Raw genomic sequence first — 26238 nt, forward strand, 5'->3', positions numbered from 1 at the left:
AACAGCTGCGAGCCCTGATCCGCGAAACGCTCCGCTCCTCGGCGCAGCCAGAGGGGAGGGGAGCTTCGGGCCGTCGCTTCGCTCGGCCATGCAGTACCAAGAGCCGAATCCAATGCGCATGCGCGCGGCTTCGCCTGCGCGCGGCTCCTTGCCAACAGCAAGGGCAATGCAAACGCCAACGGCGACACCAGCACCAGCGCCAGCGCCAGCGCACCAACCACTCCCAGCCGCAGCAGGCGCAAAGCGCCTGCTGCGGCCCACTGGCCGAGCGCAGCGATGGCCCGTTGGTATCCAAACCCCTTCTGTATGCGCCGAGGAGCGCAGCGTTTCGCGGATCAGGGCTCGCCCTTGTTTGAGCGAAGCGAGTTTGGGCGAGACCCCGCGAAACGCGAGCACCGCAGGTTGCCCGCAGCGAAGCGTAGGGACGCAGACAGTAGGGTCGCCTTTCTTTTGCCTACGTTTCTTTGGCGAAGCAAAGAAAAGTAGGTCGCCTGCCGGGGCGAGACCCGGCCTCCGTCCTTCGCCGGGAGCGCAGCGGTGAATTTGTCGCGCCCCTTCGTCCGCCGCCCCATAGGCACAGTCCTCCTGACCATAGGCATCGCCCTGGCAGGAATTGCAGCGTTCTTCGTCCTCCCAGTCTCCCCGCTACCCCAAGTCGACTATCCAGTCATCTCGGTAAGAGCCTCCATCCCAGGAGCAAGCCCAGAGACGATGGCAACCAGCGTCGCCACGCCATTGGAAAGACACCTGGGCACCATCGCAGGCGTCAACGAAATGACGTCCACCAGCTCCGTAGGCTCCTCCCGAGTCACGCTGCAATTCGACCTAAGCCGCAACATCGACGGTGCCGCAAGAGAAGTCCAGGCCGCCATCAACGCCAGCCGCGTAGACCTGCCCGCCACGCTAAGAAGCAACCCCACCTACCGCAAAGCCAACCCAGCCGCCTCCCCAGTCATCATCCTGGCCCTCACGTCCAAGACCAAGACCCCAGGCCAGATCTACGACGCCGTCTCCAACATCGTCAGCCAGCGCCTGTCGCAGGTAGACGGCGTAGGTGACGTAGAGATCGGCGGCGGCTCGCTCCCCGCAGTACGCATCGAACTGCTCCCCTTCGCCCTCAACCGCTACGGCATCAGCACCGAAGACGTGCGCGCCGCCATTCAGGCGTCGAATGCGAACCGCCCCAAGGGCATGGTGCAGGGCGAAGGCCGCAAGCTGCAGATCTACACCCAGACCCCGGCGCTGCGCGCGAGCGACTACGCCTCGATGGTCGTGGCCTGGCGCAACGGCGCGGCGGTGCGGCTGCGCGAGGTGGCCGACGTGATCGACGGCGTGGAAGACACGCGCACGCTGGGCCTGTTCAACGGTGAGCCGGCGATCATCGTGCTGATCACGCGCCAGCCCTCGGCCAACATCATCGAGACCGTCGACAACGTGCGCGCGCTGCTGCCCGAACTGCAGGCGCAACTGCCGCCCGACGTGACGCTGCAGGTCGCCTCGGACAGCACCAATTCCATCCGCAGTTCGCTGCGCGAGGTGGAGATGACGCTGGTCATCGCAGTGCTGCTGGTGGTGCTGGTGGTCAGCCTGTTCCTGCGCAGCGTGCGCGCGACGGTGGTGCCGGCGGTGGCCACGGTGGTGGCGCTCCTGGGCACGTTCGGGGTGATGCACCTGCTGGGCTTCAGCCTCAACAACCTGAGCCTGATGGCGCTCACCGTGGCCACGGGCTTCGTGGTGGACGACGCCATCGTGGTGCTGGAGAACACCAGCCGCCACATCGAATCGGGCATGTCGCGCATGAAGGCGGCGCTGCTCGGCGCGCAGGAAGTGGGCTTCACGGTGTTGTCGATCAGCGTGTCGCTGGTGGCGGTGTTCATTCCGCTGCTGTTCATGGGCGGGCAGGTGGGGCGGCTGTTCCGCGAGTTCGCGGTCACGCTGTCGGCGGCGGTGCTGATCTCGCTGGTCATCTCGCTCACCACCACGCCGATGATGTGCGCGTGGATGCTCAAGCCGGGCGGCGAGCACGACAAGAACAAGCCGCAGGGCCGCTTCGGCCGCGCGGCGGCGCGCAGCTACGACTGGATGCTCAAGCGCTACGAGAGCGCACTCGACTGGGCGCTGGACAGCAAGGCGATCGTCATGGTCGTGCTGCTGGCGGTGGTGGGGCTCAATGTGTACCTGTTCAGCGCGGCGCCCAAGGGCTTCTTCCCGCAGCAGGACAGCGGCCAGCTCAACGGCGGCCTGCGCGCCGACCAGAGCATTTCGTCGCAGGCCATGGGCGCCAAGCTGCGCGAGGTGGTCGACATCATCCGCAAGGACGAGGCGGTCGACACCGTGGTGGGCTTCACGGGCGGCGGGCGCGCGGGCGGCGGCTTCATGTTCGTCAACCTGAAACCGGCCAGCCAGCGCAAGGACAGCGGCCTGGCGGTGATCGCGCGGCTGCGCCCGCAGCTGGCGCAGGTGACGGGGCTGCGCGTGTTCCTCGGCCCGGTGCAGGACGTGCGCTCGGGCGGGCGCTCCAGCAACTCCACCTACCAGTACACGCTCAAGAGCGACAGCCTGTCCGACCTGCGCACCTGGGCCGTGAAGTTGGCTGACGAGATGAAGCAGCAGCCCACGCTGACCGACATCGACACCGACCAGGACCAGAACGGCGTGGAGACGGTGGCCAAGGTCGACCGCGACAGCGCGCGGCGGCTGGGGCTCACCTCCACCGCCATCGACAACGCGCTGTACAACGCCTTCGGCCAGCGGCAGGTGGCCACCATCTACACCGAGCTCAATCAGTACCACGTGGTGATGGAATGGGCGCCGGGCTACACGCGCAGCCCGAACGCGCTGCGCGACGTGTACGTGCCGGCCACCAAGACCTCGGTGGTCGCGGGGCAGGCGGTGACCACGCAGGTGGCGGCCACGACGTCCACGGGCGGCACGACGACGTCTGCCAGCGCCGCTGCCGCGACGGTGCCGGTGTCGGCCAACGCCGGCTCGCGCAACGCTTCGACCGGCAACGTGCTGAGCAACACGGCCACCGCGCTGGTGCCGCTGTCGGCGGTGGCGAAGTTCGAGGAGCAGTCGGTGGCCACGTCGGTGAGCCATGAGGACGGCGAGCTGGCCACCACCATCTCGTTCAACCTGGCCGAGGGCGCCAACCTCGGCGACGCGCGCGAGGCCATTGCCAAGGCCGAGGCCAACATCGCCATGCCGACCAACGTGCGCGGCGCCTTTGCCGGCACCGCGCTGAGCGCGCAGCAGTCGCAGGGGCAGCAGGCGATGCTGATCGTGGCGGCGCTGGTGGTGATCTACATCGTGCTGGGCATCCTGTACGAGAGCCTGGTGCATCCGGTGACGGTGCTCTCGACGCTGCCTTCGGCCGGCGTGGGCGCGGTGCTGGCGCTCTTGATGTTCCGCATGGAGTTTTCCATCATCGCGCTGATCGGCGTGTTCCTGCTGATCGGCATCGTGAAGAAGAACGCCATCCTGATCATCGACTTCGCGCTGGAGGCCGAGCGCTCGCGCGGCCTGAGCCCGCTCGAGGCGGTGCGCGAGGCCTGTCTGCTGCGCTTCCGCCCGATCCTGATGACCACGCTGGCCGCCGCGCTCGGCGCGCTGCCGCTGGCCATCGGCTTCGGCGAGGGCGCCGAGCTGCGCCGGCCGCTGGGCGTGGCGATCATCGGCGGGCTCATCGCGAGCCAGCTGCTGACGCTGCTCACCACGCCGGTGGTGTACCTGCTGCTGGACAAGCTGCGCCGCCGCGGCATGAACGAACACGCGCTGAGCCGCGCCCCGGCCGTCTGAGATCCATGACCATGAATGCCTCCCTTTCTTCTATCGGCCCTTCACGCCGTTTCTTCGCGCTGAGCACGCTCGCGCTGGCCGCCGTGCTCGCCGGCTGCGCCGTGGGCCCGGCCTACAAGGTGCCCGAGTCGGCGGCATCGGCCGGCTGGAAGGAACAGCCCGCCGCCGACGGCTGGCTGCCCGCCGCGCCGGCCGACGCGCTCGACCGCGGCGAGTGGTGGAAGCTTTTCGGCGACGCCACGCTCGACGAACTCGCGGCGCGCGTGCAGGTGTCGAACCAGAACATCGCCGCCGCCGTCGCCAGCTACACGCAGGCCCAGGCGCTGGTGCGCGAGCAGCGCGCGGGGCTGTTCCCGTCGGTGTCCTTCGACGGCAGCGGCAAGCGCTCGGGCACGGTGGGCGGCAACGCCTCGGCCAGCCCGTCGAACACCTTCGGCGCCACGCTGGGCGCCAGCTGGACGCCCGACGTGTGGGGCCGCCTGCGCGAGGCCGTGAACAGCGCGCAGGCCAACGCCCAGGCCAGCGAAGCCGACCTGGCCTCGGCGCGGCTGTCGGCCGTCGGCGACCTGGCGACCAACTACTTCTCGCTGCGCGAGGCCGACGCCGAGATCGTGCTGCTCGACGAAACCATCCTCGGCTACCAGCGCGCCTTCGAGATCACGAGCAACCGCTACGCCGCCGGCATTGCCGCGCAGACCGACGTGCTGCAGGCGCAGACGCAACTGGTGAACGCCAAGGCCGACCGCGTGGGCCTGCAGCGCACACGCGCCACGCTGGAGCACGCCATCGCGATGCTGGTGGGCGTGGCGCCGGCCGACTTCAGCCTGCCGCCCGCGCGCTGGACGCCCACGGTGCCCGGCGTGCCGACCGGCGTGCCCTCGACGCTGCTGCAGCGCCGCCCCGACATCGCGGCGGCGGAGCGCGCGGTGGCCGCGGCCAATGCGCAGATCGGCGTTGCGCGCTCGGCCTACTACCCGAACATCTCGCTCACGGCCTCGGTCGGCAGCAACGCCAGCCGCGTGAGAGACCTCTTCGGCGCGGCCAACACGCTGTGGGGGCTGGGCCTGTCGGTGGCGCAGGTGGTGTTCGATGCGGGGGCCATCAGTGCCAGCGTCGATGCCGCCAAGGCCGGCCACGAAGCCAGCGTGGCGCGCTACCGGCAGACCGTGCTGGCCGCGTTCCAGGCCGTGGAAGACCAGCTGACCACCGGCGCCACGCTGGCGCAGCAGGAAGGCTTGCGCCGCGAGGCCACGGCAGCGGCCGACAAGACCGAGCAGCAACTGCTCAACCGGTATCGCGCGGGGCAGGTGAGCTACACCGATGTGGTGCAGGCGCAGGCCGCCGCACTGAGCGCGCGGCGCGCGCTCGTGCAGCTTCAGGTCAATCGCCAGGCCGCGGCAATCGCGCTGATCCAGGCCATGGGCGGCGGTTGGCAGGCCGACTGGATGGGGGCGACCCGTCCGGCCGGCAACAGCACTTCAAACAACAGCGCCGCTTCCCGCACACCGTAAGGGGCGGGTGTTGCGGGCGGGCATGGGAACCTGCCTGGCCCGTCGGCCCGACCGGCGCGAACACCGGACCGGGCGTCGTCGCTTCGCGGCGGTGGTCACCGCTCGGCGCTCACAGGATCGCTCTCTCCCCATCAGTGCGCTGGTCGGTCGAGGGCCTCGCCCAGGTAGTCCTTGTCTGTCACCAGGACCCAGAGGGCGAGCACCATGATCACCGCAGCCACGAGGACTGCATTGACCAGCGCCGGCTCGACCATGCGGAAGTCGAGCAACCAGGGCGACACCGCCAGCCAGGCTGCCAGCGCCACTTCGGTCCACTCTTCCCACTGGTGCGGCACGAAGGTCGCGCCCAAGGCCACGGCGCCCAGCACGATGCCGGTCGCCACCATGGTCCACATGGCGAGCGAATTGCCCTGAAAGCCCAGTACCCATGGCGAGACGATCAGCCACACGCCGGCGACGGCGTTGACGGGGTCCTGCCAATGCTTCACATGCTTCATGGTCGTACCTCCTGTCGCAGCACGACGCCACGACTCTGGTTGGACTGCCGCGCCGCGCCGTGGTTCCGCCATGCGGCATGGCGCGGGCCGCGCGGGGCTTGCGGATCGGCGCCGCGTTCCTATACTTGAGTGAGCACTCAACTAAACGAACGATGGAGACCGTCCGCGCATGGCCCGCCCCCGCAGTGTCGACAAGCACAACGCCATCCTCGAGGCGGCGCTGGTCGAGTTCGGCCGGCGCGGCGTGTGGGCCACGCCGACCTCGGCGATCTCGCGCACCGCGGGCGTGGCCGAGGGCACGCTGTTCACCTATTTCGCGAGCAAGGCGCTGCTGACCGACGCGCTGTACCGCGCGCTGAAGACCGAGCTGGCCGGCGTGATGCTGGCCGACTGGCCCGAAGCGGCCGATCCGCGCACCCAGTTCCGCCACATCTGGGACCGCTACGTGCGCTGGGGCGTGGCGCACCCCGGCAAGCTGCGCGTGCTGGCGCAGCTCAAGGTCTCCGACGAACTGAGCGACGAGAGCCGCGCCGCCGGCATGGCGCCGTTCGCGCGGCTGGAAGCGGTGGCGCAGGAGTGCATGCGGCGCGGGCTGGTCGTCGAGCGACCGATGGAATTCCTGGGCGCGATGCTCACGGCGATGGCCGAGACCACCGTCGGCTACATCGCGCAGGCGGGCGACGCCGAACCGGCCTTCGACTACGCCGAAGCCGGCTTCGAGATCTTCTGGCAAGGCATCGCCGTGCCGCCCTGACGACGACACCTTCCGCACGAACGACAAGACCCCTACCGAAGAAAGACCCCGCCATGCCCACACTCAAACGCCGCCACTTCGTGCTCGGCACCCTCGGCGCCGCCGGCGCCCTAGTCGTCGGCTGGGCCGCCACGCCGGCGGCTTCGCGCCTCGTGCCCGGCGCGCCGCTGCCGGCGGGCAACGGGCAGGTCGCGCTCAACGGCTGGGTCAAGGTGGGCAGCGACGACACCGTCACGCTGGTGATGACGCAGTCGGAAATGGGGCAGGGCACGCACACCGGCCTGGCGATGCTGCTGGCCGAAGAAATGGACGCCGCGGTGTCGCAGGTGCGGCTCGAGCAGGCCGGCTTCGACGCCATCTACAACAACCAGGCCATGATCCTCGACGCGCTGCCCTTCAAGCCCGGCGACGAGGGCTTCGGCAAGCGCGCGGCGCACCAGGTCGTGGGCAAGCTGCTGCGCACGATCCCGGGGCTCTCGGGCACGGGCGGTTCGTCGAGCGTCACCGATCAGTGGGGGCCGGTGCGCGAGGCCGGCGCGTCGGCGCGGCTCATGCTGGTGGGCGCGGCGGCGGCGCAGTGGCAGGTGCCCGCCAGCGAATGCGGCACCGAGGCCGGCCGCGTGCTGCACCCGGCCTCCAACCGCAGCGCGCGCTTCGGCGAGCTGGCGGTAAAGGCCGCGCAGCAGCCGTTGCCCACGGCGGTGAAGCTCAAGGCGCAAGCCGACTTCCGTGTCATCGGCCAGCCACAGCGGCGCATCGACAACGCCGGCAAGCTCAATGGCACCGCCACCTACGGCATCGACGTGCTGCCGCCGGGCCTGCTGTACGCCAGCATCGCCATGTGCCCGACGCTGGCCGGCCGCGTCGCGCGCTTCGATGCGAAAGCCGCCGAGGCGCTGCCCGGTGTGCGCAAGGTGATGGCGCTGGAGCCCGTGGCCGCGAGCCTCGTGGGCACCGGCAGCACGGCGGGCGGCGTGGCCGTGATCGCCGACACGCCGTACCACGCGATGCGCGCGCTGAAGCAGGTCGACATCGAATGGGACCACGGCCCCGCCGCGAGCCTGTCGAGCGCCGAGATGATCGACCGCCTCGCGCGCACGCTCGACGCCGACGCAGGCAACGCCCGCCTTGATACCGGCGGCGTGGCGGCGGCACTGAAGTCCGCCGCGCGCACGATCGAGGTCGAGTACCGCGTGCCCTTCCTGGCGCACGCCACCATGGAGCCGATGAACTGCACCGTGCAGTTCAAGGACGGCGCCGCCACCGTCTGGGCGCCCACGCAGGCGCCGGGCTTCGCGCGTGCCGCGGTCGCCAAGGCGCTGGGCATCGATGCCGAGAAGGTCACGCTGCACGTGACCTACCTGGGCGGCGGCTTCGGGCGGCGCTACTTCATCGACTTTCTGGTGCAGGCCGCGCAGCTCGCGCGCGAGGCCGGCGGCGCGCCGGTGCAGCTGATCTGGTCGCGCGAGGAGGACATGACGCACGACTTCTACCGCCCCGCCTACGTGGCGCTGTGCAAGGCCGGCTTCGACGCGGCGGGTGCGCTGGTCGCGTGGCAGACCACCAGCGCCGGCTCCAGCCTGGGTGCGCCGTCCTTCATGGACAACTCGACCGACGGCGCCTGGAACACCGCCTACGACTTCCCACAGGCCCGCGTGGCGCATGTGCCGGTGGAGTCGGCCGTCACCACCGGCATCTGGCGCTCGGTGGCGCATTCGCAGAACGGCTTCTTCGTCGAGAGCTTCATCGACGAATGCGCCGTCGCCGCCGGCAAGGACCCGGTGGCTTTCCGCGCCGGCCTGCTCGCCAAGGACGCACGCCACCTGGCGGTGCTCAAGCGTGTGGCCGAACTCTCGAAGTGGGGCGAGCCGCTGGCCGACGGACCCGACGGCACGAAGCGCGCGCGCGGCGTGGCCATTCACCGCGCCTTCGGCAGCATCGTGGCGCAGGTGGCCGAGGTGTCGGTGACGCCCGAGCGGCAGATCCGCGTGCACCGCGTGGTGTGCGTGATCGACTGCGGCCTGCCGGTCAACCCGAACCTGATCCGCCAGCAGATGGAAGGCGGCATCGTGTTCGGCCTGTCGGCCGCGCTGCGTGGCGAGATCACCGTGGCGCGCGGCCAGGTGCAGCAGAGCAACTTCCACGACTACACGCCGCTGCGCATCGACGAGTGCCCGGCCATCGAGGTCGACATCCTCGCCGGCACCGGCGCCGAGGTGCCGCCCGGCGGGGTGGGCGAGCCGGGCACGCCGCCCATCGCGCCCGCCGTGGCCAACGCCGTGTTCGCGCTGACCGGCCAGCGCCTGCGCAGCCTGCCTCTGCGGCTGGCCTGATCTCCCGGAACAGCAAGAAAGACACCCCATGACCACCACCACGCTGAAGATCAACGGCCAGACCGCCACCGTGAGCGCCGAGCCCGACACCCCGCTGCTGTGGGTGCTGCGCGGCGAAATGAAGCTCGTCGGCACCAAGTTCGGCTGCGGCAAGGCGCTGTGCGGCGCCTGCACCGTGCACCTGGACGGCCAGGCCGTGCGCTCCTGCGTCACCCCGCTGGAGGCCGTGGGCGGGCGCGAAGTCACCACCATCGAGGGCCTGAAGGGCCGGGAGGCCGACGCCCTGCGCGCGGCCTGGACCGAGGTCGACGTGGTGCAGTGCGGCTATTGCCAGAGCGGCCAGCTCATGTCGGCCTGCGCGCTGCTCAAGGCGACCCCGAAGCCCAGCGACGACCAGGTGTCGGACGCCATGCGCGGCAACATCTGCCGCTGCGGCACCTACCCCCGGATTCGCGCCGCGATCCACCTGGCGGCAGAAACAGCGGGGCGGTAACGCAGAAACCGGGGTGGTTGTTTACAGAAGTTAATAATTTTTCCGTAATTCTCGAAAAAGTCGCCAGAACGGTATTTTTACGGAAATTGGGGATATGAAGCTTCGATACGCCGCCGTACCATCCGCGCGGCCCGCTTCCGGCCGTCCCCTGTTTCCGACTTTCGATGACCCCCCCAGATCCCTCGCGGACGCGCGTTCTGTCCGTGGCCGACACGCTGCGCACCCGCATCTTCGACGGTGCGATCGCCCCCGGCGCCCACCTGATGGAGATTTCGCTCGCCAACGAGCTTGGCGTGTCGCGCACCCCTGTGCGCGGCGCCATGGCGCGGCTGGCCGACGAGGGGTTGCTGGTCTACCACCCGCAGCGGGGTTTCCAGGTGCGCCGTTTCGACGCCAAGGACGTGTTCGACGCCTTCAGCGTGCGCGCCACGCTCGAAGGCATGGGCTGCCGCCTGCTCAGCGAGCGCGGCCTGGACGACGAGGCGCTGGCCGAACTGACGGCCATGGTCGACGAGCAGCATGCGCTGCTGCACGACAGCGGCGAATGGACCGACGAGCGGGCCGACCAGTGGCAGGACCTGAACCAGGCGTTCCACCACAAGTTGCTGTCGCTGGCCGACAACCGCTGGCTCAGCGAGGCCGTGCAGCGCGCCTGCCAGCTACCGGTGATCTTCGACAGCCGCTCGCGCCCGCACAGGCACGATGCCGCGATGCTGCTGTACCGCCATAGCCAGGCCCTGCAGGCGCTCGAAGAGCACCGCTGCATCGTCGAGGCGCTGGGTCGTCAGGAGGCCTCGGGCGCCGAAGCCGCGATGCGCGAGCACATCAACGCCAACCGCGACCTGCTGGTGCTCTACCTGCGCCAGAGCGCCGGCCGCACCCGCGCGCTGGCCTGATCAGCCGCCCCGCGCCACCGGCGCCATGAGGTAGGCCCCCGACTCGAACAGCTGCGCCTCGGCCTGGTCGATGCGCCGGATCACCGGCTTGCCCGCACGGCTCGCGAGCAGCTCGACCAGCGCTTCCGTCACCGCCACGCCGGCCGCCACCGACGGGAAGAATGAGGGGCTGTGGATGGTGAAGAGCAGCGTCTCGTCCGCCAGCAGCGACAGCGGCGAGGTCACGCTGTCGGTGATCGCCACGATGCGGCAACCGGCTGCCTTCGCCGCCTCGGCCACCTGCAAGGCTTCGCGCGAGTAGGGCGCAAAGCTCGCCACCACCAGCGCGTCGCCCTTGGCGAAGGCGCGCTGCTGCATCTCGAGCGAGCCGCCCTGGCCGTCCACCAGGTGCACGCTGGTGCGAAAGAGCCGGTACACGTACACGAACGAGAAGGCGATCGGAAAGCACGCGCGAAAGCCCGCCGCGTGCACGGCCGGCGCCTTCTCCAGCAGCGCGCAGGCCTTGAGCAGCGCCGGCCCGCTCTGTTGGTGCGTGAGCTCCAGGTTGCGCCGCTGCACCTCGAACATCTCGCCCGCCAGGCCCTGGTCGGCGACGCGGCCCACCAGCTGCTTGGCGCGCCCGCCGTAGGTCTCGCTGCCCAGGCCCATGTCGGCGGCGAAGGCCTCCTTCAGCTGCGGCCAGCCCTCGAAGCCCAGGTGCTGCGCGAAACGCACCAGCGTGGCCGGCGTGCTCTGCGCGCGCGTGCCGACGTTGCGCATCGAGCCCGTGACCACTTCGTTCGGGTGGTCGAGCACGTAGCGCGCGACCTGCTGCAGGGCGGGGCTCAGTTCGTTGAAACGCTGGCGGATCAGTTCTTTGGCGCCCATGGCGGTGTCTCTTTTCGTGCGGTGTCTGGAACAAATGTACCGGAGCAGGGAAATCCCGGGAGTTGACGGAACAAATGTTCCAAACAATAATTCGAACGAAACGTTAGTTCCAAACACGGACCCTGCTTTCCTCCCGCCATGACGCACGTCTTCCACCGCCACCTCCGCCAGACCCCGCCCGTTGCCGCCGGCGCGCAGGGCATGTTCATCCGCGACGCCGAAGGGCGCGAATACCTCGATGCCTCGGGCGGCGCGGCCGTGTCCTCGCTCGGCCACGGCCATCCCGAGGTGATGGCGGCCATGCACGCGCAGATCGACACACTGGCCTACGCCCACACCAGCTTCTTCACGAGCGAGGTGGCTGAGCAGCTGGCCGACGAGCTCATCGGTGGCGCCCCCGAAGGCATGAGCCACGTGTACCTCGTGAGCGGTGGCTCGGAGGCCGTGGAGTCGGCGCTGAAGATGGCGCGCCAGTACTTCGTGGAAATCGGCCAGCCGCAGCGCACGCACTTCATCGCGCGCCGCCAGAGCTACCACGGCAACACGCTGGGCGCGCTCGCGGTGGGCGGCAACGCCTGGCGGCGCGAACCCTTCGCGCCCATCCTCGTGCCGGCCACGCACGTTGCGCCGTGCTACCCCTACCGCGAGCAGCGCGCCGATGAAAGCGCCGAGCAGTACGGCCTGCGCCTGGCGGCCGAGCTCGAAGCGGCCATCGTCGCGCAGGGCGCCGACCGCGTGATCGCCTTCGTGGCCGAGACCGTGGGCGGTGCCACCGCCGGCGTGCTCACGCCGGTGCCGGGCTACTTCAAGGCCGTGCGCGAGGTCTGCGACAAGTACGGCGTGCTGCTGATCCTCGACGAGGTGATGTGCGGCATGGGCCGCACCGGCTCGCTGCATGCCTGCGAGCAGGAGGGCGTGGTGCCCGACCTGATGACCATCGCCAAGGGCCTGGGCGGCGGCTACCAGCCGATCGGCGCGGTGCTGGCGCAGCGCCGCATCGTCGAGGCCATGTCGAAAGGCAGCGGCTTCTTCCAGCACGGCCACACCTACCTGGGCCATCCGATGGCCTGCGCGGCGGCGCTCGCGGTGCAGCAGGTGATCCGCCGCGACGGCCTGGTTGCCAAGGTGCGCGACGACGGCATGGCCTTCGGCGCGATGCTGGCCGAGGCGCTGGGCGACCACCCGCACGTGGGCGACATCCGCGGGCGCGGCTTCTTCTGGGGCGTCGAGCTGGTGGCCGACCGCGCGAGCAGGCAGCCCTTCGATCCGGCCCTGGCCGTCAACGCGCGCCTCAAGAAAGACGCGATGGCGCGCGGCCTGCTGTGCTACCCCTTCGGCGGCACGGTGGACGGGCGCCAGGGCGATCACGTGCTGCTGGCGCCGCCGTACATCGCGACACGCGACCACCTGCACGAAATCGTCGCGCGGCTCACGGCCTCGGTCGACGCGGTCACGCGCGGCGTGACGCGCTGAGCCACCGCCCCTTTTTTCTTCAACCGCCGTTTCGAGGAGCGTTCCATGCCCCAGCTTCGCCCGTCGCTTTCCATCGCCGCCGCCGCCTTCGCGCTGGCCCTTGCCGCCCTGGCTCCGACCGCTCCCGCGCAGGCGCAGCCCGCCAACGACACGCTCGCCAAGATCAAGGCCAGTGGCGCCATCACCTTCGGCTACCGCGAGGCCTCGTTCGGCTTCTCGTACCTGGACGCCAACCTCAAGCCCGTGGGCTACAGCATCGAGATCTGCAACCGCATCGTCGACGCGGTGAAGACCGAGCTGAAGCTTCCGGCCGTCGAGGTCAAGTACCAGGCCGTGACCTCGGCCAACCGCATTCCGCTGGTGCAGAACGGCACGGTGGACATCGAGTGCGGCTCCACCACCAACCTGGTCGAGCGCCAGTCGCAGGTGGCCTTCTCGCCGGACATCTTCCGCTACAACGTGCGCACGCTGGTGAAGGCCGATTCGGGCATCAAGAGCATCGCCGACCTGCAGGGCAAGACGGTGGTCACCACCGCCGGCACCACGTCGTTCCGCCTGCTGCGCGCGGCCGACAAGGGCCGCAGCCTCGAGGTGAACCAGCTCTCGGGCAAGGACCACACCGACTCGTTCCTGCTGGTCGAGAGCGGCCGCGCGCAAGCCTTCGTGCTCGACGACATCCTGCTGGCGGGCCAGATCGCCAACGCGCGCAATCCGAAGGACTTCGTCATCACCGGCGAGAGCCTGCGCACCGAGAACCAGTCGCTGATGTTCCGCAAGGACGACCCGGCCTTCAAGGCGCTGGTGGACCGCGTGGTGTCGGGCATGATGAAGTCCGGCGAGATGGAAAAGCTCTACAGCAAGTGGTTCATGTCGCCGATTCCGCCCAAGGGCATCAACATCAATTACCCGCTCAATGCCGAGACGAAGGAGGCCTTTGCCAACCCGTCGTCCAAGGGCATCTGATCTCACCTGACTTCATGACACGCATCGCCCTCATCCACGCACTCTCGCATTCCGTCGCCCCCATCAACGAAGCCTTCGCGCGCGACTGGCCCGAGGCCGTGCGCATGAACCTGCTGGACGACAGCCTCTCGGCCGACCTCGCGCGCGACGGCAAGGGGCTCGACGCGGCGATGCACGAGCGCTTCCAGCGCCTGGCGCAGTACGCGGTGGACACGGGCGCGCGCGGCATCCTCTTCACCTGCTCGGCCTTCGGGCCGTGCATCGAGGCGGTGGCGCAGCGGCACGCGGGCATTCCGGTGCTCAAGCCCAACGAGGCCATGATCGAAGAGGCCGTGCAGGGCGAGGGCCGGCTGGGGCTGATCGCGACTTTTGCGCGCACGCTGGAATCGATGCCGCCGGAGTTTCCTGCGGGCATGGCGCTCGAACTCGCGCTGGCCGAGGGCGCGCTGGCCGCGCTCGATGCGGGCGACACGCAGCGCCACGACGCGCTCATCGCCGAACAGGCCGCCGCGCTGCGTGCGCGCGGCTGCACGCGCATCGCCCTGGCTCAGTTCAGCATGGCGCGGGCGCGTGGTGCCTGCGAAGCGGCCAGTGGCCTGCCGGTGCTGACGACGGTCGACAGCGCGGTGCGCGCGCTGCGCCGGCGTGCTTCAGCTTCAGTGTGAGCCGCCGTTGCCGACGACCGTGACCAGCGTGGTCATTGCCACCTGCGCGGCCTCGCCGCGCGCGAGCGGGCGGCCCGGGCCGGCGTTGCCGCTGTCGGTTTCCAGGCCCTGCGCCAGGCGGCGGTAGATGTCCGACGAGGGCATGGTCGCCGCCGTGCCGAGCGCGTCGCAGTAGGTGTCGGTGAGCACGGAGGCCAGCCGTTCGCGCTCGGCGTCGCACAGCACGGGCGCGTCGGCGGCGAAGACCGATGCCACGCAGTGCATCAGGTAGGCCTGGGTCTCGAGCGAGAAAGCCTGCTGGCGCACGTAGTCTTCCACCGCGTGCCAGAAGAGGGTGTCGGAGGTGCGGCGCCAGCTTTCGAGCACCTTGCGCGACTTGGCGACCAGGTCGGCGTGCGCGTCGTGCGGTTCGGCCGGCCGTAGCGCCAGGCCCTGCAGCGTGAGCGCGGCCACCGGGCCGGCCGCGCCGAGCAGGAAGCTCCAGAACTTCCAGCGCGCAAACCATTTCTTGTCATGGGCCGGGCCCAGCGGCTCCAGCAGCCGGAAGTCGATGCACAGGGCCGCGTTGGCCTGCAGGCCGGAGGCCATGCGGTCGGCCTCCACATGGCCTTGCGCGACGATGCAGGCGCTGGCGCCGCAGCGGTCGATGTCGGCCAGGCGCTGCGTCAGCTGGCGCAGCTCGTGGGCCGAGGCGCCGGTGGCTTCGGCCACGCGCAGCATGCCGTGGCACTGCTCCCGCTCCAGCTGGCAGGGGCTCTTGAGACGGTCTTCGACATGGTCGTCGAGCGTCGAGGGGCGTTCTTCTGCGACGCAGTCCTCGAGTTCACTCCCGGTGGTGAACGTTGACATGGATGCTCCTTCGGGCGCAGATGAATAACTGTTATCAATATGTATTAACGCGCCGAGGTCGAACATCACCTGAACTAGGTATTTCCGTGGGCGGGCTGCCTTGCGTTCCACCGGCGGAACGGCGCCTGAACAGGGCCTGACCGATGGCCTCGCCATAATTGCCGCTCTTTCAAGGAGTACGCGTGGATATCGTTTTGCTGGTCAAGGCCGCTGTCATGGGCATCGTGGAGGGTCTGACCGAATTCCTGCCGATCTCGTCGACCGGCCACCTCATTCTTGCGGGCTCGCTGCTGGGCTTCGACGACGCCAAGGCCAAGGTGTTCGACATCGCCATCCAGACCGGCGCGATCTTCGCGGTGATCCTGGTCTACTGGCAGAAGATCCATTCGACCGTGGTGGCGCTGCCGCGCCAGCCCAAGGCGCGCCGGCTGGCGCTGAACATCGTCATCGGCTTCCTGCCCGCGGTGGTGCTGGGCCTCCTGTTCGGCAAGATGATCAAGGCGCACCTGTTCATTCCGACCGTGGTGGCCAGCACCTTCATCATCGGCGGCTTCATCATCCTGTGGGCCGAGAAGCGCCCGCCGGGTTCGGTGCGCGTCGAGCACGTGGACGACATGACGCCCTGGGACGCGCTCAAGGTCGGCCTGGTGCAGTGCTTCGCGATGATCCCCGGCACCAGCCGCAGCGGCTCGACCATCATCGGCGGCATGCTGCTGGGCCTGTCGCGCCAGGCGGCGACCGATTTCTCGTTCTTCCTGGCCATTCCGACGCTCATCGGCGCGGGCGCCTACAGCCTCTACAAGGAGCGCGCGCTGCTGTCGGTGGCCGACATTCCGATGTTCACGGTGGGGCTGGCCTTCTCGTTCATCAGCGCGTGGCTGTGCGTGCGCTGGCTGCTGAAGTACATCAGCACGCACAACTTCATTCCGTTCGCCTGGTATCGCATCGCCTTCGGCATCGTGGTGCTGGCCACGGCGTGGACCGGCGCAGTCGTCTGGGCCGAGTAAGACAGCAGCTTCAGGCCGCCGCGCCCAGCAGCGCGCCGGCCGCCTTCGCCTCCCGCCGCACGGCGATGGCGATCGGCCCGTCGATCGACGGGTCGAACCCGCCCGTGGCACCCAGCGCGGTGATCACGGCGCACACCCTTCCCGCGTAGTCGTACACCGGCGCCGCCACGGCGCTGATGCCGCGCAGGTAGGTGTCGCGCACGATGGCGCAGTGCGCCTGCTGCACCTCGCGGCGCAGCGCGCCGATGGGGTCGTCGGCATCGAGCAGCGCGCGCATGTCCTCGGTGGCGTCGGCCAGTTCCTGCTCGGCCAGCGCCACCACGCGCGACTCGTCGAGCAGGCCCAGGAAGGCGCGCCCGGTGGCCGACCACAGCATCGACATCACCGAGCCGGCGCGCACGTTCACCGTCACCGGCAGGCCCGGCTCCTCGAAGCGCACGATGGTCGGGCCCTTGTTGCCCATCACCGCGACGAAGCAGGTCACCTCCAGCGATTCGCGCAGGCGGATCAGGCAGGGCTCGGCCGCGCGGATCGGGTCGGCCTGGCGCATGGCGGCCAGGCCGATCTGGATCGCCTCGGGCCCCAGGTAGTAGTGCTGCGAGGCGGTGTCCTGGCGCACCAGGCTTTCTTCCATCAGGCTCGCGAGGTAGCGGTGCACCTTGGCCGGGCTCTCGCCCACGTGGGTGGCCAGCGCCGTGAGGCTGCTGCGCCCGCCCAGGTGCGCCAGGCCCTTGAGCACGGCCATGCCGGTCTCGGCGGACTGCACGCGCTGGCGGCGCTCGCGGGGAGGGGAAGAGGGTGCTTCGGCGGGGGAGGTCATGTCGTCCTCATCTTAGGTGGCGGCCTCGGTGGTCGGGTAAACCCGTGGTTTGGTGATTACGCAATGCGTATGATAATTACGCAATACACAATTTCCACCCCGGAGACACCCCGATGAAGAAGCACTTCGCCCGCGGCCTTGCGGTCCTGTCCCTGGCTGCCCTGGCCACTGCCGCCAGCGCCCAGACCACCTTTCCTGCCAAGCCGATCCGCTGGCTCGTGCCCTACGCCGCGGGCGGCGGCTCCGACTTCCTCGCGCGCACCGTCGCCCAGACGCTGTCGACGCAGGTCGGCCAGCCGGTGCTGGTGGACAACAAGCCCGGCGGCAACACCGCGCTGGCCGCCGCCGAAACCGCGCGCGCCCCGGCCGACGGCTACACCGTGCTCTCGGCCGACAACGGCACGCTGGTGTTCAACCCGGCGCTGTACAAGTCGCTGAGCTACAGCCCCACCAAGGACCTGGCGCCCGTCACGCTGATGGGCAAGTTCCCCATGATCCTGGTGGTCGGCGCCAACTCGGGCTTTGCCACAGCCAAGGACTTCATCGCCCAGGCCAAGGCCAAGCCGGGCGGCATCAACTACGCCTCGGCCGGTGCGGGCAGCCCGCACCACCTGGCGATGGAGCTGCTGAAGGTGGAAGCCAAGCTCTTCATGGTCCACGTGCCGTACCGCGGCGCGGCGCCCGCGCTGGCCGACGTGGTCGGCGGGCAGCTGCCGGCCATGATGGTCGACATGGCCGCCGGCGCCGGCTTCATCAAGGGCGGCAAGGTGCGCGCGCTGGCCGTGGCCAACCCCACGCGCCTGCCGCAGCTGCCCGACGTGCCCACCTTCGCCGAGCTCGGCTACAAGAACGTCGAGGCCGCCGCGCTGGTCGGCGTGGTGGTGCCCGCGGCCACGCCGGCCGACGTGGTGAACACGCTCAACCGCCAGCTGGTGGCCGCCATCCACGAGCCCTCGGTGAACAAGCGCATGGTCGACTTCGGCGTCGAGCCCGTGGGCAACACGCCCGCGCAGTACACCGAGCTGCTCAAGGCCGAGACCGCGCGCTGGCACAAGCTGATCCGCGACCTGAAGATCACGCTCGACTGAGTCTGCTGCCATGTCCGATACCGCCATGCCTTCGCGCACCTCCGGTTGCCCCGTCGCGCACGGGGCGCTCTCCGCCGAGCGCACGCCCACCGGCTGCCCCGTGAGCCAGCGCGCCGCCGAGTTCGATCCCTTCGAGGACGGCTACCAGCAAGACCCGCCCGAGTACGTGCGCTGGGCCCGCGAGCGGGAGCCGATCTTCTACAGCCCCAAGCTGGGCTACTGGGTGATCACGCGCTACGACGACATCAAGGCGGTGTTCCGCGACAACCTCACCTTCAGCCCGTCGAACGCGCTGGAGAAGATCACGCCCACCGGCGAAGAAGCCAACGCCGTGCTCGCAAGCTACGGCTTCGCGCTCAACCGCACGCTGGTGAACGAGGACGAGCCGGCCCACATGCCGCGCCGCCGCGCGCTCATGGACCCGTTCACGCCCGAGGCGCTGAAGCACCACGAGCCGCTGGTGCGCGAGCTGGCGCGCAGCTATGTCGACCGCTTCATCGACGATGGCCGCGCCGACCTCGTCGACCAGATGCTGTGGGAAATCCCGCTCACCGTGGCGCTGCACTTTCTCGGCGTGCCCGAGGAAGACATGGACACGCTGCGCCAATATTCCATTGCGCACACCGTCAACACCTGGGGTCGCCCCAAGCCCGAGGAGCAGGTGGCCGTGGCGCACGCCGTCGGCAACTTCTGGCAGTACGCCGGCAAGGTGCTCGACAAGATGCGCCAGGACCCCGACGCACCGGGCTGGATGCAGTACGGCATCCGCAAGCAGATGCAGCACCCCGAGGTCGTCACCGACTCGTACCTGCACTCGATGATGATGGCCGGCATCGTGGCCGCGCACGAGACCACCGCCAACGCCACCGCCAACGCCGTGAAGCTGCTGCTGCAGCATCCGCAGGTGTGGCAGGAGCTGTGCGACGACCCGGGCCTCATTCCCAATGCGGTGGAAGAGTGCCTGCGCCACAACGGCTCGGTGGCCGCCTGGCGCCGGCTCGTCACCAAGGACACGCAGGTCGGCGGCGTCGACCTGCCGGCGGGCTCGCGCCTCTTGATCGTCACCTCGTCGGCCAACCACGACGAAGGCCACTTCGCCGATGCCGACCTGTTCGACATCCGCCGCGACAACGCCAGCGACCACCTGACCTTCGGCTACGGCTCGCACCAGTGCATGGGCAAGAACCTGGCGCGCATGGAGATGCAGATCTTCCTGGAGGAGTTCACGCGCCGCCTGCCGCACATGCGCCTGTCGGAGCAGCGCTTCAGCTACGTGCCCAACACCTCGTTCCGCGGCCCCGAGCACCTGTGGGTCGAGTGGGACCCGCGCGCGAATCCGGAGCGCGCCAACGCGGGCCTGCGCGACGTGCAGGTGCCCGTGCGCATCGGCGAGCCTTCAGCGCACGCCATCGCGCGGCCCGTGGTGGTCGAGCGCGTGACGCCGGTGGCCGACGGCATCGTGCGCCTGCGCCTGGTGTCGCCCGACGGCAAGCCGCTGCCGCGCTGGACGCCGGGCTCGCACATCGACGTGGAATGCGGCTCGCCCGAGTTGTCGCGCCAGTACTCGCTGTGCGGCGACCCCGACGAAGCCCACGCGCTGGAGATCGCCGTGCTGCACGAGCCCGAAGGCCGTGGCGGTTCGGCCTGGGTGCATGCGAACGTGAAGGTGGGCGACCGCCTGCGCATCCGCGGCCCGCGCAATCACTTCCGGCTCGACGAGTCGCTGCCGAAGGCGATCTTCATCGCCGGTGGCATCGGCATCACGCCCGTGAGCGCGATGGCGCGGCGCGCCAAGGCGCTGGGCATGGACTACGAACTGCACTACAGCGGCCGCAGCCGCACGAGCATGGCCTTCGTCGACGAGCTGGCCGCGCTGCACGGCGAACGCCTGCACGTGCATGCGGCCGACGAAGGCCGGCGCAACGACCTGCGCGCGCTGCTGGCCAGGCCCGTGCCCGGTGCGCAGGTGTACGCCTGCGGCCCGCTGCGCATGCTCGAAGCGCTCGAAGATTGCTGCGCCGCGTGGCCCGAAGGCGCGCTGCGCGTGGAGCACTTCGAATCGACGCTGGCCACGCTCGACCCGTCGAAGGAACATGCCTTCGAGGTGGAGCTGAAAGACTCCGGCCTCGTGATCACCGTGCCGCCCGACCAGACCTTGCTGACGGCCCTGCGCGCGGCCAACGTCGATGTGCAGAGCGACTGCGAGGAAGGCCTGTGCGGTTCGTGCGAAGTGCGCGTGCTGGCCGGCAAGGTCGATCACCGCGACGTGGTGCTCACGCGCAGCGAGCGCGATGCGAACACGAAGATGATGGCCTGCTGTTCGCGTGCCTGCGAAGGCCGGCTGGTGCTCGAGCTTTGAGGCTTTTCGCCGCGCATTGATTCATCGCAAGTGTTTCGCGGCACGCCCACCGCACAGTGGGGCGTGCCGAATCGGCACCTCACCGAAGGAACCATGTGATGAAGACGAGAACCACCGCGGCCCTGCTTTTCACGGCGCTGCTTGCAGGCCCCGTGCTGGCCGCCACCTGCGACATCGAGATCGAAGGCAACGACGCGATGCAGTTCAACAAGAGCGCCATCGCGGTGCCGGCCAGCTGCAAGCAGTTCACCGTGAAGCTCAAGCACGTCGGGAAGCTGCCCAAGGCCTCGATGGGCCACAACTGGGTGCTGAGCAAGGCCGCCGACGCGCAGGGCGTGGCGGCGGACGGCATCGGCGCGGGGCTGGACAAGGCCTACGTGAAGCCGGGCGATGCCCGCGTCATCGCGCATTCGAAGGTCATCGGCGGCGGCGAGACCGATGCCGTGAGCTTCGACGTGAGCAAACTCAAGGCGGGAGACAGCTATGCGTGGTTCTGCTCGTTCCCGGGCCACGCGTCGCTCATGAAGGGCACGCTGGCGCTGGTCAAGTAGCCGCCGCACCGCCCAGAGGCATCCGCAGCACCACCTGCGTTTCGCCGGGGCGCGACTGCAGCTGCAGCTGCGCGCCCAGGCGGCGTGCGCGCGCCCGCAGGTTGCGCAGCCCCGCGCCGCCGCTCACGCCGTCCACTGCAAACCCCCGGCCGTCGTCGCGCACGCTGAGCTGCAGTTCGGCTCCCGCGCGCGCCACCGTCACGTCCACGCGCCGGCCCGCGCTGTGCTTGAGCACGTTGGTCAGCGCCTCCTGCAGGAAGCGCATCAGGTCCAGGCTCTGCGAGGGCGCGAGCTCCAGCGTGTCGATGCCCGAGACCTTCCAGCGGCAGTCGATGCCGTTGGCGTCCAGCAGCTGCGCGCTGCGGTAGCGCAGCGGCGCCAGCAGTTCGCCGAGCGCGCGCGCGCCGTCGTCGCGGCCGGTGGCGTCGATGATCAGTCGCAGGTCGTCGCGCAGGCTCTTGAGCATCGCCAGCAGCTGCGGCGCGCTGAGGTGCTCGGGCGTGCGCTCCAGCGTCGCGATGCTGCCCACCAGCATGCCGCCCAGGCCGTCGTGCAGGTCGCTCACCAGGGCCACGCGCTCGCCGATGCGCGCGTGCGCGAGCTCCAGCGCGTGCTGCTGCGCGAGCGTGGACGCGAGCTCGGCCTTGGCGGCGTTCACTTCCTCGATCAGCTCGGTGTTGAAGTTCTCGATGCGCCGCAGGCTCTGCACGAAGCGCCCGGCCTGCGTGAGTGCCATGCCCAAGAGCAGCACGTACGAGGACATGGTCGTGTAGTAGATGTTGCTGTCGATCACCTGCGTGAACACCAGCAGGTCGTGCGCGCCCGTGAGCGCCGACACCGCCATGAACGGCGCGAGCGAACGCATCGGGCTGCCCCGGTGGCGCAGCGCGTGGAAGATGCCGCTGCTGTTCACCACGATGATCGTGAGGCCGCCCACCAGCGTCCAGATCGCGCGGTGGGTGGGCAGGTTCGCGGTGCCCGCGAACCACAGGTCGAGCACGCCGACGGCCGCCACCGCGAACGCCGCGATCTCCAGGCGCGGCAGGCGCCGCCCGGCAAAGCGCAGCACGAACACGCCATACGACACGCTGAAGAACAGCAGCAATGAGGTGTTGAGCGCCTGCCAGCTGTGGTTGCTGGCAAAGGGCCAGGGGCTGGTGGCGATCTGGTTGTAGCCGAACAGCAGCCACAGCACCGACATCGCGGCGAACCAGCCGTAGGCCGTCTCGCGCCGGCGCAGCAGCCACCACGCCGCGAAGAAGGCCGACACGGCCGCGCTGGTCGCCAGGCCGAACACCTGCAGGTCGCGCCGCATGAGCTGCTCGCGGCCGAACTCGGCCTGCATGGCCGCGGGCGTGCCCAGGCTCACCGGCCCCAGCCCGGCCTGGTAGGCCGACAGCCCCGACACGCGCACCAGCAGCGTGTTGGTGCCGGCGCGCAGCTGCGGCGCGTCCAGCAGCCAGTAGCGCGGCGAGTTCCATGCGCGCGTGAGCGGCTCGACCAGGCTGCGGTCGCGCCAGATCGTCGTGCCGTTGAGCGAGACCTCGCCGGCCATGTTCAGGTAGTGCAGCAGCAGCCCGGTCTCGCCCGCCGGCGCGGGCTGCTCCCAGGTCAGCCGGTACCAGACCACGCCGTCGAAGCCGGGCCAGCGCGTGGCCCAGCTGTCGGGCAGGGCAACGGGCGTCCAGCCGTCGGCGGGCGGCGTCGTGTCGTCCCAGCCGGTGCCGCGTGCGGCTTCGGCGCGAAGCTCGGGAACCACCGGTGTTTGTGCGTGTGCGCTGCCCGTCCAGAGCAGCAGCCACAGGGCCCACATCGCGAGGCCCGCGAAGACCGTCAGCGCAGCAAGCCCTGCCTTCGGCCCTGGTAGACCGCCTCGGTGCGCGAGTTGACGGCCAGCTTGCGGTAGATGTTCTTGGTGTGGCATTCCACGGTGAGTCTGGAGATCGACAGCGCCTCCGCCATGTCGCGGTTGCTCATTCCTTGCGACACGAGCTCGAGGATTTTGCGCTCGCGCGGCGTCAGCATGACGGGCGTAGTGGCGGGCGTCAGCGACGGGTCGTCGGGCGGCGAGGGCAGGCCGGGCAACTGGGTCGCGACCCAGCCGAGGATGCGGCGCGCGATGGCCGGGTCGATCGGCGCGCCGCCTTGCTCGATGCTGCGCAGCGCGATGCTGAGCTCGAGGTCGTCGCGTTCCTTCAGCAGGTAGCCGATGGCGCCGGCGCGCAGCGCCGCGAAGATCACGGCCTCGGTGCGCCAGGCCGAGATCACCACCGCGGGCACCAGCCGGTGGTGCACGTGCATCCACTCGATCAGGTCGACGCCGCTGCCGTCGGGCAGGCCGATGTCGACCAGCGCCACGCCGAAATGCTGCTGCTCCAGCAGCGAGCGGGCCGAGGTCAGGCTGTCGGCCCAGGCGATCTGGGGCTCGTCGCATCCGAGTGTCGACAGCACGTACGCCAGGCGCTCGCGCATGGCCGGATCGTCTTCGACCACCAGCGCGGGGCTCAGCGAGACCACTTCAACGTCTTCCAGGAGAGGGGCAGACATAGGACGACATTTTTGAGCCGTGGTGTACGTGGTGCAACGTTTTTTCTTAAATGAAACGACTGTTTCTAAAGTTCCTATTTGTATCTTGATGTTAATTCAAAGCGACCACAACCCTAATCGAGGATGACCCCTCCGCTCAGGTTGACTATTGCGCCCGTCATGGCCCCGGCCAGCGGCGAGGCCAGGAACACCGCGGTGCCCGCGAGCTGGTCCAGCGAGGGCAGGCGTTCGACCAGCAGCCCCTCGGGCCGCGCGGCCAGCATCTGCTCGACCGTGAGGCCCATGCGCTCGGCCGCCGGGCGGAACACCTCGCCGCTGTGCGAGCCCGCGGCCACCGCCTCGGGAATTGCGTGCGAGCGGATGCAGGCCGTGCGGATGCGAAAGGCCGCCAGCTCGCCCGCCATGTGGCGCGCGAGCCCCTCCACGCCGGCGCAGGCCACGGCATGTCCGAGGTACCCGGGGCCGGGTAGGCGCGAGGCGGGCGTCGACACCGACAGGATCACGCCGCCGCCGCGCGCCGCCATGTGCGGTGCCACGGCCTTGGCGGTGAGGAAGTTGGCGCGCGTGTAGGCGTGGATGGGGAGGAAGAAGTCCTCCAGCGACAACTCGGCCAGCGGCCGGCCCTGCACGTGGAAGACGCCGACGGCGTTGAACGCCAGGTCGATGCCGCCGGCCCGTTCGGCGACCTCGGCCGCGTGGCGCAGCATCGCGGCTTCGTCCAGTGCGTCGACCACCGCGGCCTGCGCATGGCCGCCGGCTTGGGTGATGTCTCGCACCACCGCATCGAGCTTGTCGCGGCTGCGGCCGGTGACGAACACCCGGGCGCCTTCGCGAGCAAAGGCGCGGGCGACGGCGCCGCCGAGGGCACCGCTGCCGCCGTGGATCACGGCGCAGCGGTCTTGCAAAGAGGGGACATTCGAGGGCATGGACGTTTCTCCTTGGAGTGTTTGGCGCCCGCGACATGCGGGCGCTCGTTCCAAGGACGGCGCAGGCCCAGCTGATCCGACAGCGCAGTGGAGTTTTTTTCAGACCTGCGGGATGCGTGGTGCGATCACGCCCGGGTCGTACCAGGTCACCGGGCGGATCTCGAACACGCCGCCCTCGAAGTCCAGCCGCCGCGCCGCATGCCGCGCGTCTTCGAGCGACTCGCACTCGACGATGTAGATGCCCATCAGCTGCTCCTTCGTCTCGGCGAAGGGCCCATCGGTCACCAGCGGATGGGCGGCACCGGCGTGCCGCACGGTGGTGGCGGTGTCGGGCATCAGGCGCAGCACGGTGCCGAGCCGGCCGGCGGCCTGCAGCTCGTCGCGCAGGTCGGTGTGGCGCTCGAGCATCTCGTCTTCGACCTCGGGCGCCCAGTCGGCCGCCGCAGCTTCGGAACCGTAGATCAGGATGGAATAGAGCATCGTGCGTCCTTTGCTTGAAGGGAGTCGGAAGAGGCGCCCGCGCCGAGACGGTCGAGCAGCAGGCGGATGTGCGCGGCCTCGGCGGCGGTGCGGGCCAGCGCGAGCGCGTCGGCAAAGGCGCGGCGCGCTTCGTCGGCGCGGCCCAGCTGCATCAGCAGCCCGCCGCGCAGGCCGTGAAAGTGGAAGTACGCCGACAGCGGCTCCGCCAGCCCGTCGACCATTGCCAGCGCCGCCCCGGGCCCGCGCACCTTGGCCACGGCCACCGCGCGGTTGAGCGTGACCACCGGAGAAGGCTGCAGCTTTTCGAGCCCGGCGTAGAGCCGGTCGATCTCGGCCCAGTCGGTGTCGGCGGCGCGCGTGGCCCGTGCGTGCGTGGCCGCGATGGCCGCCTGCAATTGGTACGGCCCGATGCGGCGCTGGCGCAGTGCGGCGTCGAGCAGGGCCAGGCCTTCGTCGATTGCCGCGCGGTGCCATCGCGTGCGGTCCTGGTCTTCGAGCAGCACGACCATGCCGCCCGCGTCCAGCCGCGCATCGGCGCGCGCGTGCTGCAACAGCAGCAGGGCGCACAGGCCAGCGGTTTCGGGCTCGTCGGGGAACAGGTCGCACAGCAGGCGCGCAAGGCGGATCGCCTCTTCGCACAGCGCCACGCGCACATGGGCCGTGCCGCCGCTGGCCGCGTAGCCTTCGTTGAACAGCAGGTAGACCACCGCGCCCACGGCCGCCAGCCGCTCGCCGCGCTCGCGCACACCGGGCGCATCGAAGGGCAGGCCGGCCGCGGCCACGCGCTGCTTGGCGCGCGTGATGCGCTGCTCCATGGCGCGCTCGCCGACCAGGAAGGCGCGCGCGATCTCCGGCACCGACAGCCCCGAGACGATGCGCAGCGCCAGCGCGATCTGCTGCGCGAGCGGCAACGCGGGGTGGCAGCACACGAAGAGCAGGCGCAGCACATCGTCGCGGTAGTGCGACTGGTCGAGCTGCTCGGCGAGGTCAGGGTCGAGGGCCATGTCCGCGTCGCCGTCATCGGCTTCGGGCAACGGATCGTGCCGGTCGCGCCGCCGCAGTTCGTCGAGCGCCGCGTTGCGCCCCACGAGGATCAGCCACGCCAGCGGATCGTCGGGTGGCCCGTGCTCGGGCCAGTGCCGCAGCGCACGCAGGCTGGCTTCCTGGAAGCCTTCCTCGGCCGTGTCCAGGTCGCGGAAGTAGCGCAGCAGCGCCGCCACCGCGCGCGGGCGCGCGGCGGTCAGCGTGGTGGCGATCCAGCTCAGCTCGGTGGTGGTCATCGTCGGCGCGGTCGTGTCGCTTCGAAGAAGGTCGGTTCAACCCCAAGGACGCGCCAGTATGCGGCGGGCCGACAGCGGTGC

The 26238-nt window shown here is 69.8% G+C and carries 22 protein-coding genes; 13 read left to right on the top strand and 9 right to left on the bottom strand.

Features of this window, described 5'->3' with window-relative positions; translation table 11 throughout:
* Positions 1-537 precede the first annotated feature (537 nt).
* Together AC1RLW_RS15335 and AC1RLW_RS15340 are read left to right on the top strand one after the other, a co-directional pair.
* Positions 538-3798 (top strand): efflux RND transporter permease subunit, encoded by a 3261-nt coding sequence (locus tag AC1RLW_RS15335; RefSeq protein ID WP_493193759.1) that lies wholly within the window; start codon positions 538-540, stop codon positions 3796-3798.
* Between the two features lie 11 nt (positions 3799-3809).
* Positions 3810-5309: an efflux transporter outer membrane subunit gene (locus AC1RLW_RS15340; RefSeq protein WP_493193760.1), complete on the top strand. Its 1500-nt coding sequence runs from the start codon at positions 3810-3812 to the stop codon at positions 5307-5309.
* Between the two features lie 131 nt (positions 5310-5440).
* Here AC1RLW_RS15340 and AC1RLW_RS15345 read toward each other — a convergent pair whose 3' ends face one another.
* Entirely contained in the window at positions 5441-5806 is a 366-nt protein-coding gene (locus AC1RLW_RS15345) for an SPW repeat protein (protein ID WP_062474873.1), read from the bottom strand.
* Between the two features lie 169 nt (positions 5807-5975).
* On the opposite strand from AC1RLW_RS15345, the gene AC1RLW_RS15350 reads away from it, so the two are divergent.
* From AC1RLW_RS15350 to AC1RLW_RS15365, 4 genes are all read left to right on the top strand, one after another.
* Entirely contained in the window at positions 5976-6560 is a 585-nt protein-coding gene (locus AC1RLW_RS15350) for a TetR/AcrR family transcriptional regulator (RefSeq protein ID WP_492684379.1), read from the top strand.
* Positions 6561-6613: 53 nt separating this feature from the next.
* Positions 6614-8893, top strand: coding sequence for a xanthine dehydrogenase family protein molybdopterin-binding subunit (locus AC1RLW_RS15355; RefSeq protein ID WP_493193761.1), 2280 nt, complete (start codon positions 6614-6616; stop codon positions 8891-8893).
* A 28-nt stretch (positions 8894-8921) separates the two neighbouring features.
* Positions 8922-9386 carry a (2Fe-2S)-binding protein gene (locus AC1RLW_RS15360; RefSeq protein WP_070062620.1) on the top strand — a complete coding sequence of 155 codons (465 nt, stop codon included), beginning with the start codon at positions 8922-8924 and terminating at the stop codon, positions 9384-9386.
* A gap of 164 nt (positions 9387-9550) precedes the next feature.
* Positions 9551-10282 (top strand): GntR family transcriptional regulator, encoded by a 732-nt coding sequence (locus AC1RLW_RS15365; RefSeq protein WP_083259300.1) that lies wholly within the window; start codon positions 9551-9553, stop codon positions 10280-10282.
* On the opposite strand, the gene AC1RLW_RS15370 is transcribed toward AC1RLW_RS15365, so the two are convergent.
* Positions 10283-11149 (bottom strand): MurR/RpiR family transcriptional regulator, encoded by an 867-nt coding sequence (locus AC1RLW_RS15370; protein ID WP_493193762.1) that lies wholly within the window; start codon positions 11147-11149, stop codon positions 10283-10285.
* A 138-nt stretch (positions 11150-11287) separates the two neighbouring features.
* Between AC1RLW_RS15370 and AC1RLW_RS15375 the strand changes: the two genes are divergently transcribed.
* From AC1RLW_RS15375 to AC1RLW_RS15385, 3 genes are read left to right on the top strand one after another with little or no spacing between them, the layout of a single operon-like run.
* Positions 11288-12622 carry an aspartate aminotransferase family protein gene (locus AC1RLW_RS15375; protein WP_493193763.1) on the top strand — a complete coding sequence of 445 codons (1335 nt, stop codon included), beginning with the start codon at positions 11288-11290 and terminating at the stop codon, positions 12620-12622.
* Positions 12623-12667: 45 nt separating this feature from the next.
* Positions 12668-13585 carry a transporter substrate-binding domain-containing protein gene (locus AC1RLW_RS15380; protein ID WP_062474902.1) on the top strand — a complete coding sequence of 306 codons (918 nt, stop codon included), beginning with the start codon at positions 12668-12670 and terminating at the stop codon, positions 13583-13585.
* A gap of 14 nt (positions 13586-13599) precedes the next feature.
* Complete coding sequence (locus tag AC1RLW_RS15385) at positions 13600-14250, top strand: aspartate/glutamate racemase family protein (protein WP_307637585.1); 651 nt, start codon at positions 13600-13602, stop codon at positions 14248-14250.
* On the opposite strand, the gene AC1RLW_RS15390 is transcribed toward AC1RLW_RS15385, so the two are convergent.
* Positions 14242-15099, bottom strand: a complete 858-nt coding sequence (locus tag AC1RLW_RS15390) for a hypothetical protein (RefSeq protein ID WP_493193765.1) — start codon at positions 15097-15099, stop codon at positions 14242-14244. The two genes, AC1RLW_RS15385 and AC1RLW_RS15390, sit on opposite strands and share 9 nt — an antisense overlap.
* Before the next feature lie 182 nt (positions 15100-15281).
* Between AC1RLW_RS15390 and AC1RLW_RS15395 the strand changes: the two genes are divergently transcribed.
* On the top strand, positions 15282-16106 hold the full coding sequence (locus tag AC1RLW_RS15395; RefSeq protein WP_062474913.1) for an undecaprenyl-diphosphate phosphatase: 825 nt from the start codon (positions 15282-15284) through the stop codon (positions 16104-16106).
* 10 nt (positions 16107-16116) lie between these two features.
* Here the strand turns inward: AC1RLW_RS15395 and AC1RLW_RS15400 are convergent, their stop codons facing one another.
* Positions 16117-16926, bottom strand: coding sequence for an IclR family transcriptional regulator (locus AC1RLW_RS15400; protein ID WP_062474916.1), 810 nt, complete (start codon positions 16924-16926; stop codon positions 16117-16119).
* Positions 16927-17039: 113 nt separating this feature from the next.
* Between AC1RLW_RS15400 and AC1RLW_RS15405 the strand changes: the two genes are divergently transcribed.
* The 3 genes from AC1RLW_RS15405 (at position 17040) to azu (ending at position 20924) form a co-directional block, all read left to right on the top strand.
* A complete protein-coding gene (locus AC1RLW_RS15405) occupies positions 17040-18014 on the top strand; it encodes a Bug family tripartite tricarboxylate transporter substrate binding protein (RefSeq protein WP_095746145.1) in 975 nt (324 codons plus the stop codon).
* Between the two features lie 10 nt (positions 18015-18024).
* Complete coding sequence (locus AC1RLW_RS15410) at positions 18025-20373, top strand: cytochrome P450/oxidoreductase (RefSeq protein WP_493193767.1); 2349 nt, start codon at positions 18025-18027, stop codon at positions 20371-20373.
* 98 nt (positions 20374-20471) lie between these two features.
* Entirely contained in the window at positions 20472-20924 is a 453-nt protein-coding gene (gene azu, locus AC1RLW_RS15415) for an azurin (protein WP_307589052.1), read from the top strand.
* On the opposite strand, the gene AC1RLW_RS15420 is transcribed toward azu, so the two are convergent.
* The 5 genes from AC1RLW_RS15420 to AC1RLW_RS15440 all read right to left on the bottom strand — a co-directional run bounded on the left by AC1RLW_RS15420 (position 20917) and on the right by AC1RLW_RS15440 (position 26157).
* Positions 20917-22683, bottom strand: coding sequence for a sensor histidine kinase (locus tag AC1RLW_RS15420; RefSeq protein ID WP_493193768.1), 1767 nt, complete (start codon positions 22681-22683; stop codon positions 20917-20919). The genes azu and AC1RLW_RS15420 overlap by 8 nt on opposite strands.
* Before the next feature lie 74 nt (positions 22684-22757).
* On the bottom strand, positions 22758-23471 hold the full coding sequence (locus AC1RLW_RS15425; protein ID WP_095948901.1) for a response regulator transcription factor: 714 nt from the start codon (positions 23469-23471) through the stop codon (positions 22758-22760).
* Positions 23472-23584: 113 nt separating this feature from the next.
* A complete protein-coding gene (locus AC1RLW_RS15430) occupies positions 23585-24397 on the bottom strand; it encodes an SDR family NAD(P)-dependent oxidoreductase (protein WP_493193770.1) in 813 nt (270 codons plus the stop codon).
* 99 nt (positions 24398-24496) lie between these two features.
* On the bottom strand, positions 24497-24877 hold the full coding sequence (locus tag AC1RLW_RS15435; protein WP_493193771.1) for a YciI family protein: 381 nt from the start codon (positions 24875-24877) through the stop codon (positions 24497-24499).
* Positions 24859-26157: an RNA polymerase sigma factor gene (locus AC1RLW_RS15440; protein WP_493193772.1), complete on the bottom strand. Its 1299-nt coding sequence runs from the start codon at positions 26155-26157 to the stop codon at positions 24859-24861. The genes AC1RLW_RS15435 and AC1RLW_RS15440 overlap by 19 nt, the downstream gene beginning before the upstream one ends.
* Positions 26158-26238 lie beyond the last annotated feature (81 nt).

This window comes from Variovorax sp. GW822-FHT04A09, from assembly GCF_058801005.1.

What these genes read in the sequence shown, in the direction of transcription:
- AC1RLW_RS15340 (WP_493193760.1), top strand. Translation starts at nt 3,810, where the DNA reads ATGAATGCCTCCCTTTCTTCTATCGGCCCTTCACGCCGTTTCTTCGCG.
- AC1RLW_RS15345 (WP_062474873.1), bottom strand. Translation starts at nt 5,806, where the DNA reads ATGAAGCATGTGAAGCATTGGCAGGACCCCGTCAACGCCGTCGCCGGC.
- AC1RLW_RS15350 (WP_492684379.1), top strand. Translation starts at nt 5,976, where the DNA reads ATGGCCCGCCCCCGCAGTGTCGACAAGCACAACGCCATCCTCGAGGCG.
- AC1RLW_RS15355 (WP_493193761.1), top strand. Translation starts at nt 6,614, where the DNA reads ATGCCCACACTCAAACGCCGCCACTTCGTGCTCGGCACCCTCGGCGCC.
- AC1RLW_RS15360 (WP_070062620.1), top strand. Translation starts at nt 8,922, where the DNA reads ATGACCACCACCACGCTGAAGATCAACGGCCAGACCGCCACCGTGAGC.
- AC1RLW_RS15365 (WP_083259300.1), top strand. Translation starts at nt 9,551, where the DNA reads ATGACCCCCCCAGATCCCTCGCGGACGCGCGTTCTGTCCGTGGCCGAC.
- AC1RLW_RS15370 (WP_493193762.1), bottom strand. Translation starts at nt 11,149, where the DNA reads ATGGGCGCCAAAGAACTGATCCGCCAGCGTTTCAACGAACTGAGCCCC.
- AC1RLW_RS15375 (WP_493193763.1), top strand. Translation starts at nt 11,288, where the DNA reads ATGACGCACGTCTTCCACCGCCACCTCCGCCAGACCCCGCCCGTTGCC.
- AC1RLW_RS15380 (WP_062474902.1), top strand. Translation starts at nt 12,668, where the DNA reads ATGCCCCAGCTTCGCCCGTCGCTTTCCATCGCCGCCGCCGCCTTCGCG.
- AC1RLW_RS15385 (WP_307637585.1), top strand. Translation starts at nt 13,600, where the DNA reads ATGACACGCATCGCCCTCATCCACGCACTCTCGCATTCCGTCGCCCCC.
- AC1RLW_RS15390 (WP_493193765.1), bottom strand. Translation starts at nt 15,099, where the DNA reads ATGTCAACGTTCACCACCGGGAGTGAACTCGAGGACTGCGTCGCAGAA.
- AC1RLW_RS15400 (WP_062474916.1), bottom strand. Translation starts at nt 16,926, where the DNA reads ATGACCTCCCCCGCCGAAGCACCCTCTTCCCCTCCCCGCGAGCGCCGC.
- AC1RLW_RS15405 (WP_095746145.1), top strand. Translation starts at nt 17,040, where the DNA reads ATGAAGAAGCACTTCGCCCGCGGCCTTGCGGTCCTGTCCCTGGCTGCC.
- AC1RLW_RS15410 (WP_493193767.1), top strand. Translation starts at nt 18,025, where the DNA reads ATGTCCGATACCGCCATGCCTTCGCGCACCTCCGGTTGCCCCGTCGCG.
- azu (WP_307589052.1), top strand. Translation starts at nt 20,472, where the DNA reads ATGAAGACGAGAACCACCGCGGCCCTGCTTTTCACGGCGCTGCTTGCA.
- AC1RLW_RS15425 (WP_095948901.1), bottom strand. Translation starts at nt 23,471, where the DNA reads ATGTCTGCCCCTCTCCTGGAAGACGTTGAAGTGGTCTCGCTGAGCCCC.
- AC1RLW_RS15430 (WP_493193770.1), bottom strand. Translation starts at nt 24,397, where the DNA reads ATGCCCTCGAATGTCCCCTCTTTGCAAGACCGCTGCGCCGTGATCCAC.
- AC1RLW_RS15435 (WP_493193771.1), bottom strand. Translation starts at nt 24,877, where the DNA reads ATGCTCTATTCCATCCTGATCTACGGTTCCGAAGCTGCGGCGGCCGAC.
- AC1RLW_RS15440 (WP_493193772.1), bottom strand. Translation starts at nt 26,157, where the DNA reads ATGACCACCACCGAGCTGAGCTGGATCGCCACCACGCTGACCGCCGCG.